Source organism: Arthrobacter sp. MW3 TE3886 (assembly GCF_041262145.1).
Lineage (GTDB): Bacteria > Actinomycetota > Actinomycetes > Actinomycetales > Micrococcaceae > Arthrobacter.
On sequence record NZ_JBGCAN010000001.1, the window covers coordinates 1 to 15,580 of the forward strand.

Below are 15,580 nucleotides of genomic sequence, written 5' to 3' on the forward strand. Positions count from 1 at the left end.
GGTGGTTGTAGGTGCTCCTTAGAAAGGAGGTGATCCAGCCGCACCTTCCGGTACGGCTACCTTGTTACGACTTAGTCCCAATCGCCAGTCCCACCTTCGACAGCTCCCTCCCACAAGGGGTTAGGCCACCGGCTTCGGGTGTTACCAACTTTCGTGACTTGACGGGCGGTGTGTACAAGGCCCGGGAACGTATTCACCGCAGCGTTGCTGATCTGCGATTACTAGCGACTCCGACTTCATGGGGTCGAGTTGCAGACCCCAATCCGAACTGAGACCGGCTTTTTGGGATTAGCTCCACCTCACAGTATCGCGACCCTTTGTACCGGCCATTGTAGCATGCGTGAAGCCCAAGACATAAGGGGCATGATGATTTGACGTCGTCCCCACCTTCCTCCGAGTTGACCCCGGCAGTCTCCCATGAGTCCCCGCCATTACGCGCTGGCAACATGGAACGAGGGTTGCGCTCGTTGCGGGACTTAACCCAACATCTCACGACACGAGCTGACGACAACCATGCACCACCTGTGAACCGGCCCCAAAGGGGAAGGACTGTTTCCAGCCCGGTCCGGCCCATGTCAAGCCTTGGTAAGGTTCTTCGCGTTGCATCGAATTAATCCGCATGCTCCGCCGCTTGTGCGGGCCCCCGTCAATTCCTTTGAGTTTTAGCCTTGCGGCCGTACTCCCCAGGCGGGGCACTTAATGCGTTAGCTACGGCGCGGAAAACGTGGAATGTCCCCCACACCTAGTGCCCAACGTTTACGGCATGGACTACCAGGGTATCTAATCCTGTTCGCTCCCCATGCTTTCGCTCCTCAGCGTCAGTTAATGCCCAGAGACCTGCCTTCGCCATCGGTGTTCCTCCTGATATCTGCGCATTTCACCGCTACACCAGGAATTCCAGTCTCCCCTACATCACTCTAGTCTGCCCGTACCCACCGCAGATCCGGAGTTGAGCCCCGGACTTTCACGGCAGACGCGACAAACCGCCTACGAGCTCTTTACGCCCAATAATTCCGGATAACGCTTGCGCCCTACGTATTACCGCGGCTGCTGGCACGTAGTTAGCCGGCGCTTCTTCTGCAGGTACCGTCACTTTCGCTTCTTCCCTACTGAAAGAGGTTTACAACCCGAAGGCCGTCATCCCTCACGCGGCGTCGCTGCATCAGGCTTGCGCCCATTGTGCAATATTCCCCACTGCTGCCTCCCGTAGGAGTCTGGGCCGTGTCTCAGTCCCAGTGTGGCCGGTCACCCTCTCAGGCCGGCTACCCGTCGTCGCCTTGGTGAGCCATTACCTCACCAACAAGCTGATAGGCCGCGAGTCCATCCAAAACCACAATAAAGCTTTCCACCCCCCACCATGCGATGAGGAGTCATATCCGGTATTAGACCCAGTTTCCCAGGCTTATCCCAGAGTTAAGGGCAGGTTACTCACGTGTTACTCACCCGTTCGCCACTAATCCCCGGTGCAAGCACCGGATCATCGTTCGACTTGCATGTGTTAAGCACGCCGCCAGCGTTCATCCTGAGCCAGGATCAAACTCTCCGTTGAAGTAAAACAGACACAACATGCGCCCCCGGGAAAACGGGATGCACACGCTGCACAAAATTTGAAACCAGCCAAATAACACCAGACCACACCACGGGGTGGCGGGCCCGGCAAATTCAACCAATTCAATACAATAAATTGGTATCAACAAACTTGGCACACTATTGAGTTCTCAAACAACAGACACACCCGGCACCACCACAACCTTTTCGGTCGAGGATCGCTCCGGAGCAACTTTTCAAACTTACCCGAGTCCGGACCGCTTTGCAAATCAGCGTTTCCGCGACCCGCAAACCATCCGACCCGCCCCACCCGAACCCGGAGCGCACAAAACGCCGACCAGATCCGGTCTTGAAATTTAGGGGATTGGCCGCCTCCGGTTCCCAGCATTTCCGCTGGTCTCCCTCGCGGCGACTTAGAAAACAATACACCCACCACGCCCCCACCGCAACTCCACCCCCCACACCCACCCCACCACCCAAAAACCCCGCCACCACAACCCAAACCCACCCAAAACAACCCCACCAGACCCCCCACCCCCACAAACCACCACTGTGCAGTGCATCACCACGGCACGCAACCGGGGGCCAGTAGGCGGCCCGGACGTTAAATGCGAGAAGGGCCAGCAACCAAATGGTTGCCGGCCCTTCTTCAAGCCACTGGCTTCAGGGGTACTGAATTACCAGGAAGACTTCGTGATGCCCGGGAGCTCACCGCGGTGAGCCATGTCGCGGAAGCGAACACGGGAGATGCCGAACTTCTGGAAGGTACCGCGCGGACGGCCATCGATGATGTCGCGGTTACGCAGACGTACCGGTGAGGCGTTGCGGGGCAGCTTCTGCAGGCCGAGGCGAGCAGCTTCGCGTACTTCGTCGGTTGAGTTGGGATCAACCAGAGCCTTCTTCAGTTCGAGGCGCTTTGCAGCGTAACGCTCGACGATGACTTTACGCTGTTCGTTCTTAGCGATCATTGACTTCTTAGCCATGTGTTTAGCGCTCCTCTCGGAATTCGACGTGCTGGCGGATTTTGGGATCGTACTTCTTCAGGACCAGACGGTCCGGGTCGTTACGACGGTTCTTGCGCGTCACGTAGGTGTAGCCGGTGCCCGCGGTCGACTTCAGCTTGATGATCGGACGTACGTCCTTATCCTTTGCCATTAGAGCTTCACTCCTCGTGCCAGGATGGCGGCGACGACTACGTCAATGCCGCGTACGTCGATGGTCTTGATGCCACGCGCAGAGACCTGCAGGGTGACGTTACGGCGCAGGGACGGAACCCAGTAGCGCTTCTTCTGGATGTTCGGGTCGAACCGGCGCTTGTTGCGACGGTGCGAGTGCGAAATGCTGTGTCCAAAGCCCGGCTCGGCTCCGGTCACCTGGCAGTGTGCTGCCATGACGACTCTCCTCAAAAAATAAATGAAACGGCTAACGGAGTTCCCGTTGACCGTGCGTTGGGCGGCGTCCGCATCCGGCTCCCTCCCCCAACCGCCGTGTCCGCGGGATTCAGCCAGACGGCATAAACCGTCTGTTTCCTCACTGCGGCGAAGATTGTGGGCCACGGGCACCTGACGCTGGCCGCCTGTTGGACAGCCATTGCGAAGTGCCGGGATGCTGGGCGAATACAGGAATGCGCGCAACTTGAGCCCCTAACTACCGGCCTCCAGGACCGTCGATTTTTCAGACGGGTCCTGCCAACCGGAGCAATTGCGCACGCTCCGCGCCACCTAGCGCCTACCAAGTCTACGAGTTCGGCGAATTAAAGACCAATCCGTCGCTGAATGGTGTATAGGACAGTGCCCCACGGCCAGTCCATGCGCTAGGCCCGGGCCTTCCAGGTCATATGCCCGACGAAGCCTTTTCACAGCGAAATGATAGGCAGCGGGGCAATTCTGGATCCATGAACACACAACTTCTGACGAACCGTCCCGGGGTTCGCCGCAGCTCCGGTGGCGCTGTGAACCCGTTCAGGGCGCAGTACCGCCGGCGGTTGCTAAGAGCGGATCTGCTGACGGTCCTTTTCTGGGCGTCGCTGGCAGGCGCGGTCGCCTTGTGGCTGGCCGACGGCGGAGCCGCCGGCTTCTCGACTCCAGCCGGATCCTTCACCGCACTGGGGATTGTGGCCGGCCTCGCCGGCATGGACCTGGTGCTTCTCATGCTGCTGCTGGCGGCCCGAATCCCACTTATCGACCAGACAGTCGGCCACGACCGTGCCCTTGAGTTTCACCGCAAGCTGGGCAAACCGGCCCTGTACCTGCTACTGGCGCACGGAATCCTCATTGCCATCGGCTACGGCATGGCGGAAGGGCTGGACCCTGTCAGCGAGTCGGTTGCACTCTGGGTCCTTGTGCCTGACATGTGGCTGGCCTACATTTCTATGCTCCTGTTCATCGCCGTCGTCGTCACCTCCCTGGTAGCGGTCCGACGTCGGTTCCCTTACGAATTCTGGTACGCCGTCCACCTCCTGACGTACGCGGCCGTCCTGACGTCCCTCCCCCACCAGTTCAGTGTGGGCGGCCTCTTTGCCGAGGGCACCTGGCAGCGCTGGTACTGGCTGGCTCTGTGCATCGCGACCGGCGCCGCACTCCTCTACTACCGGGTGGTCCAGCCTTTGGTGGCAACTTTCAGGCACCAGCTGACCGTCAAGCGGGTGGTGCGGGTGGCCCCTGGAGTGGTCAGCATTGAAATGTCCGGCCTTCGACTGGACGAACTGGCAGGCAGCGGCGGCCGGTTCTTTATCTGGCGGTTCCTGGCTCCGGGCCTGTGGTGGCATCCGCATCCGTTCAGCCTGTCCGCCGAACCCGTCCGCTTCGACGCCGCTGGCCAGGGCACGCTGCGGATCACTGTCCGCAACCTCGGCCGGGGATCGTCCCAGCTGGCGTCGCTGAAGCCCGGCACCAAAGTGGCAGTGGAGGGCCCGTACGGGCTGTTCAGCACGGCCGCGCGGAGCCGCAACCATGTGGTCATGGTGGGAGCCGGAATCGGCATCACGCCGGTTCGTGCCCTGCTGGAGAGCACGCCATTCCAGCCCGGCAACGCCACTGTCATTCTCCGCGGACACAGCGAATCCGAGCTCTACCTGGGCGAGGAGATCCTCGATCTCTGCCGCCGGCGCGGCGCCACGCTCTTCCACTTGACCGGCTCCCGCCCGGCCGGCATCCAGACCTGGCTTCCGGAGCACGCCGCCCGCGCCGGCCACCGGCTGGCCAGCTACCACCCGAATATCACTGACGCCGACGTGTACGTCTGCGGCCCCTCCGCCTGGGCACACAACGTGCTGGAAGACGCCCGTGCAGCCGGCGTCCGGGAAGACCAAATCCACTACGAAAGGTTCGACTGGTGAGAACCCGCGCAGCAGTTTCAGCCGCCCTGGCCTCCGCCGGCATCCTCATTGCCGGCTGGCAGTCGGGCCTCCACGTAGCCGAAACCGGCAGCTCCGTCGCAAGCGCGGCCGCCGGGTCCACGGGTTCGTCCGGCTCAAGCGGAACGTCCGGCTCGGCAGGGGCCTCCGGCTCGTCGGGATCGTCAAGCTCGTCAAGCGCGGGCGGCGCCACAGGGGCCTCGGCCAAGGCTGTAGGGACGTACGCAGGCTCCGTCGTCCAGACCCGGTTCGGCTCCGTCCAGGTGCAAATCACGGTGCAGGCCGGAAAGATCACCGACGTCACGGCGCTTCAGCTGACCGATGCCGAACGCAAGTCCGTGCAGATCAGCAACCGGGCGGCCCCGCTCCTGCGCACCGAGGTCCTTGCCGCCCAATCCGCGGACGTGCAGACCATCAGCGGTGCCACGGTGACCAGCGACGCCTACTTGAACTCCCTCCAGGCGGCCCTCGATGCAGCCAACCTCTGAGCTGGGCGGCCCGGCCCTGAGAGCCAGGACTTTTAGCTCCATGGGCACCGTAATCAGCCTTACCGTTCCAGCGGGGGCCGTTCCGGGTGCTGCGGGCGGCGAGGCAAAGCTCGACGCCGCAACCGCCGCCGTCGAGCGCGTCTTTGCCGGGTTGGACGAAACGTTCAGCCTGTACCGTCCCGATTCCGAGGCCAGCCGGCTGGCGCGCGGGGAGCTTTGCCTGCGGAACTCCTCCGCGGGGATGCGGGACCGCTACGCGGATGCGCTCACCTGGCGGCTTAGGACGGAGGGCGCGTTCTCCCCGGAACGGCCCGACGGCGTGCTGGACCTTTCCGGGCTTATCAAGGGTTACGCGATCGGGCAGGCCGGTGAGGCGTTGCGGAGCCGCGGGATCACCGATTGGTGCCTGAATGCCGGCGGCGACGTGCTGGTGACGGGTTCTCCCGTGCCGGGCAGCGGAGCTTCGTGGGCGGCCGGCGTCGTTGACCCGCTGGACCGCTCGACACTGCTTGCCGCCTACGAGCTGGGGGGACCTGGCACCCGGTGCGCCCTGGCGACGTCGGGCTCGGCGGAGCGGGGTGACCACATCTGGACAGCGGGCTTCGGGATCCGGACCGCTGGCTCTTCCGGCGCCGAGTTCGTCCAGGTCTCCGTGGCTGCGGCAGACATCGTCACCGCCGATGTGCTGGCGACGGCGATCGTGGCCGGCGGGACCGCGATGCTGCACCGGGCCACGGACGGTTGGGAGATCGATGTCCTCGCCGTCCGCCGCGGCGGGGAACTGCTCGCGACGCCGGGGTTCCGCGCCTAGGGTGCTGTCTAGAGGTGGGTCAGCTGGCCATACTTCGGCACCAGGCCGTCGCCGGACGATTTCCCGGTGACCCGCCGGACAACCCACGGGCCGGCGAATTCGCGGACCCACCGGGCATTCGCGCGGAGGGCGTCCACCCGGCTCAGTTCAGGCACCGGCGTCATGGGCGGGACGTCAATCGAGTGGTCGTGTGCCAGCACCGTGAGGACGCGCTTGGCCATGTTCGCGTGGCCGGCAGCTGACATGTGCATCCGGTCCGTGGCCCACATGCCCCAGTCGTAGTATTCGCTGAAACGCCAGTAATCGACCAGCAGGGCACCGTGGTCCCCGGCGATGCCGCGAACCAGCTCGTTATAGATGGCAGTACGGCCGCGCATGGTGCCGAAAATCTTGGAGCCCCGCGCATCGAACCCGGTGAACATCACCACGGTGGCGCCAGTGGCCGTGAGCTTGCGGATTCCGGCGTCGTATTCGGCCAGCAGATCATCGATGTCGACCTTTGGCCGGAGGATGTCGTTGGCGCCGGCGTAGATGCTGACCAGGGTGGGTTTGAGTGCGACGGCGGCATCGACCTGTTCGGCCATGATCTGGCGGAGTTTCCGGCCGCGGATGGCAAGATTCGCGTACCCGAAGCCGGGATCGGCGGCGCCAAGCCCTTCTGCCACCCGGTCCGCCCAGCCCCGGACGCCGTTAGGCCGGGTGGGGTCGTCGTCGCCGACGCCTTCCGTAAAGGAGTCTCCAAGGGCTACGTAGCGGGACGTGAAATCCATGAATCCAGTCTGCCAGCAGTTGCCGTGAGCAACAAAGACGGGGATGGCCGACGTCGGGCTGACGGCGGCGCATTCGGCTATCGCGCTTAGTTGCCGCGCAGGATCCAGTGGTCGTCGTCGAGCCGGGCCACGATCTTTTCGCCGATCCGGGCCAGGTCCGCGACGTCCTTGGGGCTCAAGGCGTCGAGGAACAGTGAGCGGACCGCTTCAACATGTCCCGGGGCGAGCCGCACAATCGTCTGCATTCCGGCGTCGGTCAGGTGGGCCGTGGTCACGCGGGCGTCGCCGGGGTGCGGCCTGCGCTCAAGCCAGCCGCGGTTCTGCAGCTTGGTGACCACATGCGAGAGCCGGGACAGGGAAGCGCTGGTGCGCGCAGCGAGCTCACTCATGGGCAGGAAGCGCCCTTCGGCCTCGGAAAGCATCGCCAGCACGTTGTAGTCGAACAGGGATAGCTTGCCCGCTGCGTGGAGCTGGGTGTCCAGGGCGGCCGGCAGCATGGTATTGATGCTGAGCTGGGCCAGCCAGGCCCGGCGTTCGTCGGCGTTGAGCCAGCGGGGTTCGGTCATGGCTACATTCTAGGAGACTGGAAGCTTGACGATTCAACTTCAGCCGGGGCAATTCCAGAAAACTTCCCGCCTGTCCGCGGCCGGCTACCGGTAGGCTGGCCGCATGTACGTAGTCTCCCTGACATACAAAGTCCCCGAGGACATTGTGGAGTTCCATCTTCCGGCGCACGTGACGTGGCTGCAGGCAGCCTTCGACGACGGCGTCTTCATGGTCGCGGGGCGCAAAATCCCCCGCACCGGCGGCCTGTTGCTCTCCAACGCGGACCGGGCCAGCCTTGACGCTGCCTTGGCCAAGGATCCGTTCTACGTCAATGGTGTGGCTGAATTCGAGGTCATGGAGTTCCACGCCAACAGGGTGGCTCCGGGCTACGAAAACCTGCTGGACAGCTGAGTCCCGGCGGCTACCCGGCGTCGCCGCTGACCCGCTGGTCGTGCAGCAGTTTCTTCAGCCCGCCCTTGCGCGGGACCCGCACGGGTTCGGGCCAGCGCGGCCGGAGCTGATCGCCGAGGGTGACGCCGCGGAGCTTCCGCCCGAACAACGGCAGCACCCAGTCGCGGACCCAGCGTCGCTGCCGGCGTTCCCACTCCCGCAGGCCCGGTTTCACTGTCGGCTCCCACTCCCTGGGTTTAATCTTGTGCGGCACGCCGAGGTGGTCCAGGACCTGTGAGGCGAGGTATTTGTGGCCTGCCTTGGACATATGCAGCCGGTCCGAATCCCACATCCGCGGGTCATGGAATGCGTCGAAGCACCAGTAGTCCACCAGCACCGCGCCGTAATGGCCGGCGATCTCGCGGACGCGCCGGTTGTAGAAGGCGTTACGTTTCTTCAGCGGCTCCAGCAGCGCGGAGACCTTGACGTCGAAGCCGGTGAAGAGCACCAGCGTTGCCCCCGTGTCGGCGAGCGCAGCCACCAGGGACTCGTAGTCCCGCATGAGGGCCCCGATGTCCGTGCCGAAATCCAGGATGTCGTTTCCGCCCGCGTACAACGTGACGAGCGTCGGCTCCATGGCCACTGCGGGACCGAGCTGTTCGCCGATGATGTGGCGCAGTCGTTTGCTGCGGATGGCCAGATTGGCATACTCCCACCCCGGCTGCGCCTTGGCCAGCTTCTCCGCGACCCGGTCGGCCCAGCCCCGCACGCCATTGGGGAAGCGGGGATCGTAGTCCCCCACGCCCTCAGTGAAGGAATCCCCCAAGGCAACAAAGACCCGCCGCCCGCCTCGATCCGGAAGCAAAGGAATTGAAGCCACCCCGTCACCCTACCCACCCTAAAAAGCCAGCAGGGAAAGGGAGAGTTAACCCAAGATGACCGGCCGAACGAGCCGCAACCGCAACCGCAACCGCAACCGCAACCGCAACCGCAACCGATGATTCTCCACGTGACAGGTAGGACGCACCCAAGGTGAGCCAACTACAAGACCGCTGCGGGTGCTTTGCGACGGTGAGTCACCCCCAAGACCGCAATCGCAGTTTTGCAAAGGAGCGCATCGCCGACCAGAGCCGAGAGAGGCCGCCAGCGGCCGAACGAGGCGGCGGGAGGTGTCTAAGCGACGGCAAAACTGCGATTGCGGGCGAACCCACACACGGTGAGCGACGGCAAAACTGCGATCGCAGGCGTAAGCCCGGAAGAGGCCCGACGCCGAAGACTACAGCTCGGCTTTCCCCTGCCGCCAGTACCCCATGAACGCGACCTGTTTCCGGTCAATCCCCACGTCCCGCACCAAGTACCGCCGCAGCTCCTTGACGGTGCCCGCTTCGCCGGCAATCCAGGCGTAGAAGGGCAGTGTGCCGGCTGGCTTGTCGGGGTTCCGCCCGGCGCTGATCGCCGTGGCATCCATCCGGGCGGGAGTCTCCCAGAGGATGTCCTGGTCCACGTCCACGTCATCGGGTTCCGGCCCTGCCCCGCTGGCGGCCTTGATGCCCACCCAGCCGGGCTCGGGAACGGCGGCGCGGACCGCCTCCTGCAGGAGTTCGCCGTGCGGACGGGAGCGGCCGATCGAGGCGCCCCGAGCCAGCCAGGTGATTTCGACGTCGGCGTCCGAGGTCAGGTCCAGGAAGTCGGCGGCCTCGGGGACCTCCAGGAACGCGTGCCCGCTCATGTACGACGGCAGGCTTTCCAGGATGGCGCTGATGGCCGGGACAGCGGTCTCGTCACCGGCAAGCAGTACGCGCTGGGCCAGGCCCGGGCGCCATTCGATGCCGGAGTAGGTCCCGGCCGTGACGCAGTGCGCGGCCCGGTTGTTGGGTCCGATGATGGTGAGGGCGTCGCCGGGCCGGGCGTTCAGGGCCCAGTTCGCGGCGGGTCCGCCGTTGCCGGCGGCGTCGAAGTGCATGACGAAGTCGACGTCGATCTCCGGGTAGACGGAGTCGAGGCGTTCCTGCCGCACGGTGTAGGTGCGCATGGAGCCGCGGGTCGCGGGATCCATGGCCAGCCATTCCTGGTACCAGCCGGCCTGCTCCATGTGGAACACCGGCAGCGGCAGCTGGGTGCCGTCCCCGGCAAGGGACGGGATCATCAGCTTCACACGCAGGTCCAGAGTTTCGCCGTGGACCCCGAAGTCGCGCAGGGAGTACCCGCCGAAGGTGACGCGGCGGAAGTTGGGGCTGAGCTCCTGCACCGCGGCGACCGTCACGTCGAACGCCAAGGTCATTGGTTCGGTGGTCGGCTGGCCCCGTGCCGCCGAGGGCGCACGGCGTGCCCGCACCTGGCTGATGTCGGCTGCCTTCCTGTCCGTTGCACTGCTGGCTCTTGCACTGCTGCTAACTGCCTTCATGGGACCAACTCCAGGGTTGCTTTTTCGGCTTTTGGGAACTCGGCGTGGTGACGGCCGAGCGGGATGATCAGTGGCGTGCCGGAAATGGGGTCGGGAAGAACCCGCGAGTCCAGGCCAAAGACGTCACGGACCAGGTCCTCGGTGACGACGTCGACGGCGGTGCCCTCGGCCACGATCCCGCCGCCCTTCATGGCGATGACATGGTCCGCGTACCGAGCCGCCAAGTTCAGGTCGTGCAGGACGATTGCCACGGTGGTGCCGCGCTGCCGGTTCAGGTCCGTGATCAGGTCCAGGACCTCCACCTGGTGGGCCAGGTCCAGGTAGGTGGTTGGCTCGTCGAGCAGCAGGACCTCGGTTTCCTGGGCCAGCGCCATCGCGATCCAGACGCGCTGGCGCTGCCCGCCCGAGAGTTCGTCGACATTGCGCTCGGCGAGCTCCAGCGTTTCGGTGGCTTCCAGCGCGCGCTGCACAGCGAGATCGTCACCTGTGCTCCAGCTGCGGAAGAAGCCCTGGTGCGGGTAGCGTCCGCGGCCCACGAGGTCCCGGACCAGGATGCCGTCGGGGGCAGTGGGGTGCTGCGGGAGCAGGCCGAGGATGCGGGCGAGTTCCTTGGCCGGGCGGGAATGGATGTCCTTGCCGTCCAGGGTCACGGTCCCGCCGGCCGGCTTCAGCAGCCTGGACAGGCCGCGGAGGAGCGTGGATTTGCCGCTGGCATTGGCGCCCACGATCATGGTCACCTTACCCTCCGGAATCTCCGCAGTGAGCTCTTCCACCACTCGGCGCTGGCCGTACTGCAGCGTCAGGTCCTTGGCGTTCAGAACGGCCATGTCAGGCGTCCTTTCGGTTGGCTGCGACCAGGAGCCACAGCAGGAATGGTGCCCCCAGCGCGCCGATGACCACACCGACGGGAAGGACGGTGCCGTCCAGCAGCACGGGGGCGATGTTGGCGGCGAAGTAGTCGGCGGCGAGGACAATCAGGACGCCGACGAACGCGCCGGCAGGAAGGCTGGCCTTGCCGGTGAGGCGGCGTGCGATGGGACCGGCCAGGAAGGCGACGAAGGCCACGGGCCCGGCGGCTGCAGTGGCGACGGCGGCCAGGGCGACAGCAACGGCCACCACGCCCAGCCGGGTAAGGCCCACCCGGATGCCGAGTCCGGCGGCGGCGTCGTCTCCCAGTTCCAGGATCCGGAGCGGGCCCGCGAGGAGGGCGACGGCGGGGAGCAGGACCAGCAGCGCCAGGGTCAGCACTCCGGCGCGGTCCCAGTTGGCGGAGTTCAGGGATCCGTTCAGCCAGATCAGGGCCTCGGCCGCGGTGCGGATGTCCGCCCGCGTCATGAGGAAGTTGACCACGGCGTTCAGTGCCGCGGCGATGCCAATGCCGGCCAGGACGAGCCGGTTTCCGGCGGCGCTGCCGCGGTTGCCACCGCCTGATCCGAGGGAACCGCTCCGCGAGATTGTGTAGATCAGGACGGCTACGGCCACGGCCCCGCACAGTGCCGCGCCGGAAACCGCCGCCCCGGAGGCGCCGAAAACGACGATGGCGGTGACGGCGGCCGCGCTGGCCCCGTAGCTGATGCCGATCACGTCGGGGCTGGCCAGCGGATTGCGCAGCATGGTCTGGAACAGGGTGCCCGAGAGCCCGAAGGCAATCCCGATCATGGTGCCGATGACGGCCCGCGGCAGCTTGTTTTCCATCACGATGAAGCTGGCGCCGGGGATTCTTTCGCCACCTGTGAGGTGGGCCGTGAGGATCCTGATGAAGTCCGGGATGGTGACGGTGTAGCTGCCCAGCAGGACGCTGACGGCGAGGAGCACCACCACGGCGAAGGCCAGCAGGGCCGTTCGGCCCATCAGCCTGCCCCTCAACACACTGCCCTTCAAAACGCTGCCCCTCAAAACACTGCGCAGCGGCCTCCCATCGGCGCGCACCGGACCGGCGGGATCTGCCGGTTCGCACTCGGCGGGAGCGTTGTCTCCCAGCTCGCGCCTGACGTTGGCGAGGTCTGCCCTGCTCACAGTCCTGCCCCCTTGCCTCGGCGGACCAGCCACACAAAAACGGGCGCACCCACCAGGGCCGTCATGATGCCCGCAGGGACTTCGCCGGGCAGCAGGATGACACGGCCCACCACGTCCGAAAGCAGGAGCAGCACGGGCGCCGAGACCAGCGAGAAGGGCAGGATCCAGCGGTAGTCCGGGCCGGTCAGGAAGCGGACGGCGTGCGGAACCACCAGGCCGACGAATCCGATCGGCCCGGCCAGTGCAGTGGCCGAGCCGCAGAGCAGCACGACGCCCAGCGCGGTGACGCCGCGGGCCAGTCCGACGCGCTGGCCCAGCCCGCGGGCGATGTCATCCCCGAGGGCCAGGCTGTTAAGGATCCGTCCGGTGAACAGGACAATCAGTGCCCCGGCGGCCAGGAACGGCAGGCCGGGGAGCACCACCGACCAGTCCCGGCCGGCGATCCCGCCGACCTGCCAGAAACGGAACCGGTCCAGGGTGTCCTGGCTCGAAACCAGGACGATATTCATCAGCGAATACAGCCCCGCGCTCAGGGCCGCGCCGGCCAGGGCCAGTTTGACCGGCGTCGCCCCGTCCCGTCCCATGGACGCGATCAGATAGACGACGACGGCGGCCACCGCGGAGCCGATGAACGCGAACCAGATGTAGCCGGTCAGGGACGAAACGCCGAAGACGTAGATCCCCGTGACGACGGCGAGGGCCGCGCCAGCGTTGACGCCGATGATGCCGGGATCGGCGAGCGGGTTGCGGGCCACGCCCTGCATGGCCGCACCCGCCAGCCCGAGGGCACCGCCGGCCAGCAGGCCCAGCACGGTGCGGGGGATGCGGGCGTGGATGACGGCGTGGTCGCCGTCGGTGGGGTCGAACTGCGTCAGCGCCTGCCAGACGGTGCCGGGTGGGACCCCCCGGGCACCGACGGCCAGGGACGCCGCGCAGACCAGGACAAGTGCGACGACGGCGGCCAGCAGCCAGGCGGCCTGCTTGGCGGGGGCTTTCTTCCCGGCGGGCGCGGCCGGCGCGCCGGGCACACGGCCGGCGGGCGCCGTCGTCGTACTGTTCGTCATGGAAGCGTGTTACTTCGCTGCGGCGGTGACTTTGTCCGCGGCGCCAGCCAGCTGCGGCAGGAACGTGTCCAGGGACCACGGCAGGCTCAGCGGCGAGGACGCGGAGATGGACAGCGTCAGCGTGTTGTTCGCGTCGGCAACCAGCGCGCCGGTCTTGATGGCCGGGATCTGGCCCAGCAGCGGGTCAGCCTTGATGGAATCGGTGGTGGCGGCATCCGGCACCCAGGTCACGAAGATGTCCGAGTTGAGTTCGTTGGCCTTTTCGGCGGACCACGGAATGAAGAATTCCTGGGAGCCCTTGGATTTGTCCTCGACAACGGATGCGAGCTTCATGCCGATTTCGGTCAGGAAGCGGGGACGGTTGTCGTTGGCGGTGTAGACGTTGACGCCGTCGCTCTTGTCCGGCTCAAGGTTGCCGTAGATGAAGGATTTTCCGTCGATCTGCGGGTACTTGGAGACCTTGTCCTTGATGGTGGCCTCGGTGTCGGCGACCAGCTTGGCGGCTTCGGCTTCCTTGCCCAGGGCCTTGCCGATGATGGTGGTGGAGTCCTGCCACGGCGTGCCGTAGGCCAGTTCCGGATGCGCCACAACGGGGGCGATTTCGCTGAGCTTCTTGTAGTCCTCCTCGGTCAGGCCGGAGTAGGCACCGAGGATGACGTCCGGGTTCAGCTTGGCGATCTCGGTGAAGTTGATGCCGTCAGCCTCCGAAAACTGGACGGGCGCCCTCTCGGAACCGAAGCCGGCGCCGAGCTTCTCCAGCGCGGCGTCCTTCCACGGCGTGGAGCCCTTGTCATTGCCGCCCCATTCGTTCTTGGGGACGCCCACGGGAACCACGCCGAGGGCGATCGCGACATCGTCGTTGACCCAGGAAACGGTGACCACGCGCTCGGGCTGCTCCTGGATGGTGGTCTCGCCGAAGACGTGCTTGATGGTCACCGGGAAGGCGGTGCTGGCCGACTGGGAGGGAGCGTCCGCCGCCGTCGAACCGGCAGGTCCGGTAGAGCAGGCGGTCAGGGTCAGCGCGACGGCGGCCAGAAGGGCCGCGGCCCGCCCTGCGCTCTTGCGGAGGCGGCGACCGGCGGGGCGGCCGCCTGAACGGGGAAAGAGGGCGGAAGCCACGGAACTCCTTAGGTAAGTGATGCAAACCTAAGTAAGGCTAGCCTATCCTTTGTGTAATTAAGAAAGGTTTGAGTAACGTAATTGTCTCAATCGGGCCACTACAACAACAACGCGGGGTCACTTACGGCCCATGACGGTGGCGGTTATGGACCGTAAGTGACCCCGCGTTGGGGTGGCCGGGGAGCAGTTGACTGGACACGAATCCCGGGCTTTGCAAGGATGGGCTCGCCGGACAATCGGAACCGGCGATGTGTGCTGGGACGGGGGAAGTGAGCATGGACATCGCGACGATGACTGCTGCCACGGTGAGCGGGGTGGCCGCTGTGGCCTGCAACGCTCCCGCGCTCCTGCCAGCCCCTCCCGCATAGGGACTTCCTGCACAGCCCCTTCCCGCCGAGTCCCGAACCACCAGGGACGAGTGACGCGAGACGCCGTGCCCCACCGGAGTCGCAGGCTGGCAGTCTTCTGCCCACAATCCGCCCGGCGCGCCGCGCGCCGCGCGCCCGCCTGGCCGGAGCCAGCCGATTTTCGAAAGTGTCCGCCATGCAAAAAATCACGGCGCAGCAGATCCGCTCGTCCTTCATCAACGCGAGCCGGTCAGAAGCCGCCAAACTCACTCTCCCCAAAAGCTTCGACACCCTGGGCTGGGAAACAATGGACTTCCTAGCCTGGCGGGACGCGAAGATGCCCCTCCGCGGCTATCTCGTGGTGCAGGGGCCGAAGGGTCCCACCGGCATCATGCTCCGGGCCCCTGAAGGCGGGCCCAAGAAGAACCGTTCCGTGCTCTGCGAGCTGTGCCGGGACGTCTTCTCCAAGGACGACGTCCTGCTGTGGGTGGCCAAGCGCGCCGGGCAGTCCGGCCGCAACGGCAACACGCTGGGCACCTTGATCTGCGCCGATTTCCTTTGCTGCCGCAATGTGCGGGTGGAGCCTCCGGCCAACGAGATCAACCCGGACCCCGCCGCCGTCGTGCTGCGGCAGATCGACGGGCTGGTGGCGCGCACTGCCCAGTTCGTGGACCGCGTCCAGGGCAACTAGCCCCCGGCTTCAAGCAACACGGGGTCACTTA

16 protein-coding genes and 1 rRNA gene are annotated in these 15,580 nt (G+C 65.5%); 5 read left to right on the forward strand and 12 right to left on the reverse strand.

The window, feature by feature from the left end:
• Positions 1-22: 22 nt before the first annotated feature.
• The 4 genes from ABH915_RS00005 to rpmB all read right to left on the reverse strand — a co-directional run bounded on the left by ABH915_RS00005 (position 23) and on the right by rpmB (position 2,939).
• A 16S ribosomal RNA gene (locus ABH915_RS00005) occupies positions 23-1,549 on the reverse strand.
• A 676-nt stretch (positions 1,550-2,225) separates the two neighbouring features.
• Positions 2,226-2,531 carry a 30S ribosomal protein S14 gene (gene rpsN / locus ABH915_RS00010; protein ID WP_026266887.1) on the reverse strand — a complete coding sequence of 102 codons (306 nt, stop codon included), beginning with the start codon at positions 2,529-2,531 and terminating at the stop codon, positions 2,226-2,228.
• A gap of 4 nt (positions 2,532-2,535) precedes the next feature.
• A complete protein-coding gene (gene rpmG, locus ABH915_RS00015) occupies positions 2,536-2,703 on the reverse strand; it encodes a 50S ribosomal protein L33 (protein WP_003798558.1) in 168 nt (55 codons plus the stop codon).
• On the reverse strand, positions 2,703-2,939 hold the full coding sequence (gene rpmB, locus ABH915_RS00020; protein WP_011693744.1) for a 50S ribosomal protein L28: 237 nt from the start codon (positions 2,937-2,939) through the stop codon (positions 2,703-2,705). The genes rpmG and rpmB overlap by 1 nt, the downstream gene beginning before the upstream one ends.
• A 503-nt stretch (positions 2,940-3,442) precedes the next feature.
• On the opposite strand from rpmB, the gene ABH915_RS00025 reads away from it, so the two are divergent.
• Genes ABH915_RS00025 through ABH915_RS00035 form a run of 3 tightly spaced genes read left to right on the forward strand, consistent with a single transcriptional unit; the run spans position 3,443 to position 6,202 of the window.
• The gene (locus ABH915_RS00025; RefSeq protein WP_370116393.1) at positions 3,443-4,885 is read left to right on the forward strand and encodes a ferric reductase-like transmembrane domain-containing protein; all 1,443 of its coding nucleotides are present in this window, start codon (positions 3,443-3,445) and stop codon (positions 4,883-4,885) included.
• A complete protein-coding gene (locus ABH915_RS00030; protein ID WP_370116397.1) occupies positions 4,882-5,391 on the forward strand; it encodes an FMN-binding protein in 510 nt (169 codons plus the stop codon). Before ABH915_RS00025 ends, ABH915_RS00030 begins: the two co-directional genes overlap by 4 nt.
• A 40-nt stretch (positions 5,392-5,431) precedes the next feature.
• Positions 5,432-6,202 carry an FAD:protein FMN transferase gene (locus tag ABH915_RS00035; protein ID WP_370116400.1) on the forward strand — a complete coding sequence of 257 codons (771 nt, stop codon included), beginning with the start codon at positions 5,432-5,434 and terminating at the stop codon, positions 6,200-6,202.
• Between the two features lie 8 nt (positions 6,203-6,210).
• On the opposite strand, the gene ABH915_RS00040 is transcribed toward ABH915_RS00035, so the two are convergent.
• Positions 6,211-6,972, reverse strand: coding sequence for an SGNH/GDSL hydrolase family protein (locus ABH915_RS00040; protein WP_370116403.1), 762 nt, complete (start codon positions 6,970-6,972; stop codon positions 6,211-6,213).
• Between the two features lie 86 nt (positions 6,973-7,058).
• Positions 7,059-7,538 (reverse strand): MarR family winged helix-turn-helix transcriptional regulator, encoded by a 480-nt coding sequence (locus ABH915_RS00045; protein WP_370116406.1) that lies wholly within the window; start codon positions 7,536-7,538, stop codon positions 7,059-7,061.
• 103 nt (positions 7,539-7,641) lie between these two features.
• Here ABH915_RS00045 and ABH915_RS00050 point away from each other — a divergent pair, with 103 nt between their 5' ends.
• Positions 7,642-7,929 carry a YciI family protein gene (locus ABH915_RS00050; protein WP_018776102.1) on the forward strand — a complete coding sequence of 96 codons (288 nt, stop codon included), beginning with the start codon at positions 7,642-7,644 and terminating at the stop codon, positions 7,927-7,929.
• Positions 7,930-7,939: 10 nt separating this feature from the next.
• Here ABH915_RS00050 and ABH915_RS00055 read toward each other — a convergent pair whose 3' ends face one another.
• The 6 genes from ABH915_RS00055 to ABH915_RS00080 all read right to left on the reverse strand — a co-directional run bounded on the left by ABH915_RS00055 (position 7,940) and on the right by ABH915_RS00080 (position 14,511).
• Positions 7,940-8,788 (reverse strand): SGNH/GDSL hydrolase family protein, encoded by an 849-nt coding sequence (locus tag ABH915_RS00055; protein ID WP_370116410.1) that lies wholly within the window; start codon positions 8,786-8,788, stop codon positions 7,940-7,942.
• Between the two features lie 396 nt (positions 8,789-9,184).
• Positions 9,185-10,189, reverse strand: a complete 1,005-nt coding sequence (locus ABH915_RS00060) for a siderophore-interacting protein (RefSeq protein WP_370124895.1) — start codon at positions 10,187-10,189, stop codon at positions 9,185-9,187.
• A 119-nt stretch (positions 10,190-10,308) separates the two neighbouring features.
• Positions 10,309-11,139 (reverse strand): ABC transporter ATP-binding protein, encoded by an 831-nt coding sequence (locus ABH915_RS00065; protein ID WP_370116413.1) that lies wholly within the window; start codon positions 11,137-11,139, stop codon positions 10,309-10,311.
• Between the two features lies 1 nt (position 11,140).
• Positions 11,141-12,163, reverse strand: a complete 1,023-nt coding sequence (locus ABH915_RS00070) for a FecCD family ABC transporter permease (protein ID WP_370116416.1) — start codon at positions 12,161-12,163, stop codon at positions 11,141-11,143.
• A gap of 161 nt (positions 12,164-12,324) precedes the next feature.
• A complete protein-coding gene (locus tag ABH915_RS00075; RefSeq protein ID WP_370116418.1) occupies positions 12,325-13,392 on the reverse strand; it encodes a FecCD family ABC transporter permease in 1,068 nt (355 codons plus the stop codon).
• Between the two features lie 9 nt (positions 13,393-13,401).
• On the reverse strand, positions 13,402-14,511 hold the full coding sequence (locus ABH915_RS00080; RefSeq protein ID WP_370116421.1) for an iron-siderophore ABC transporter substrate-binding protein: 1,110 nt from the start codon (positions 14,509-14,511) through the stop codon (positions 13,402-13,404).
• Positions 14,512-15,054: 543 nt separating this feature from the next.
• Between ABH915_RS00080 and ABH915_RS00085 the strand changes: the two genes are divergently transcribed.
• Positions 15,055-15,549, forward strand: coding sequence for an FBP domain-containing protein (locus ABH915_RS00085; RefSeq protein ID WP_370116424.1), 495 nt, complete (start codon positions 15,055-15,057; stop codon positions 15,547-15,549).
• Positions 15,550-15,580: the final 31 nt, after the last annotated feature.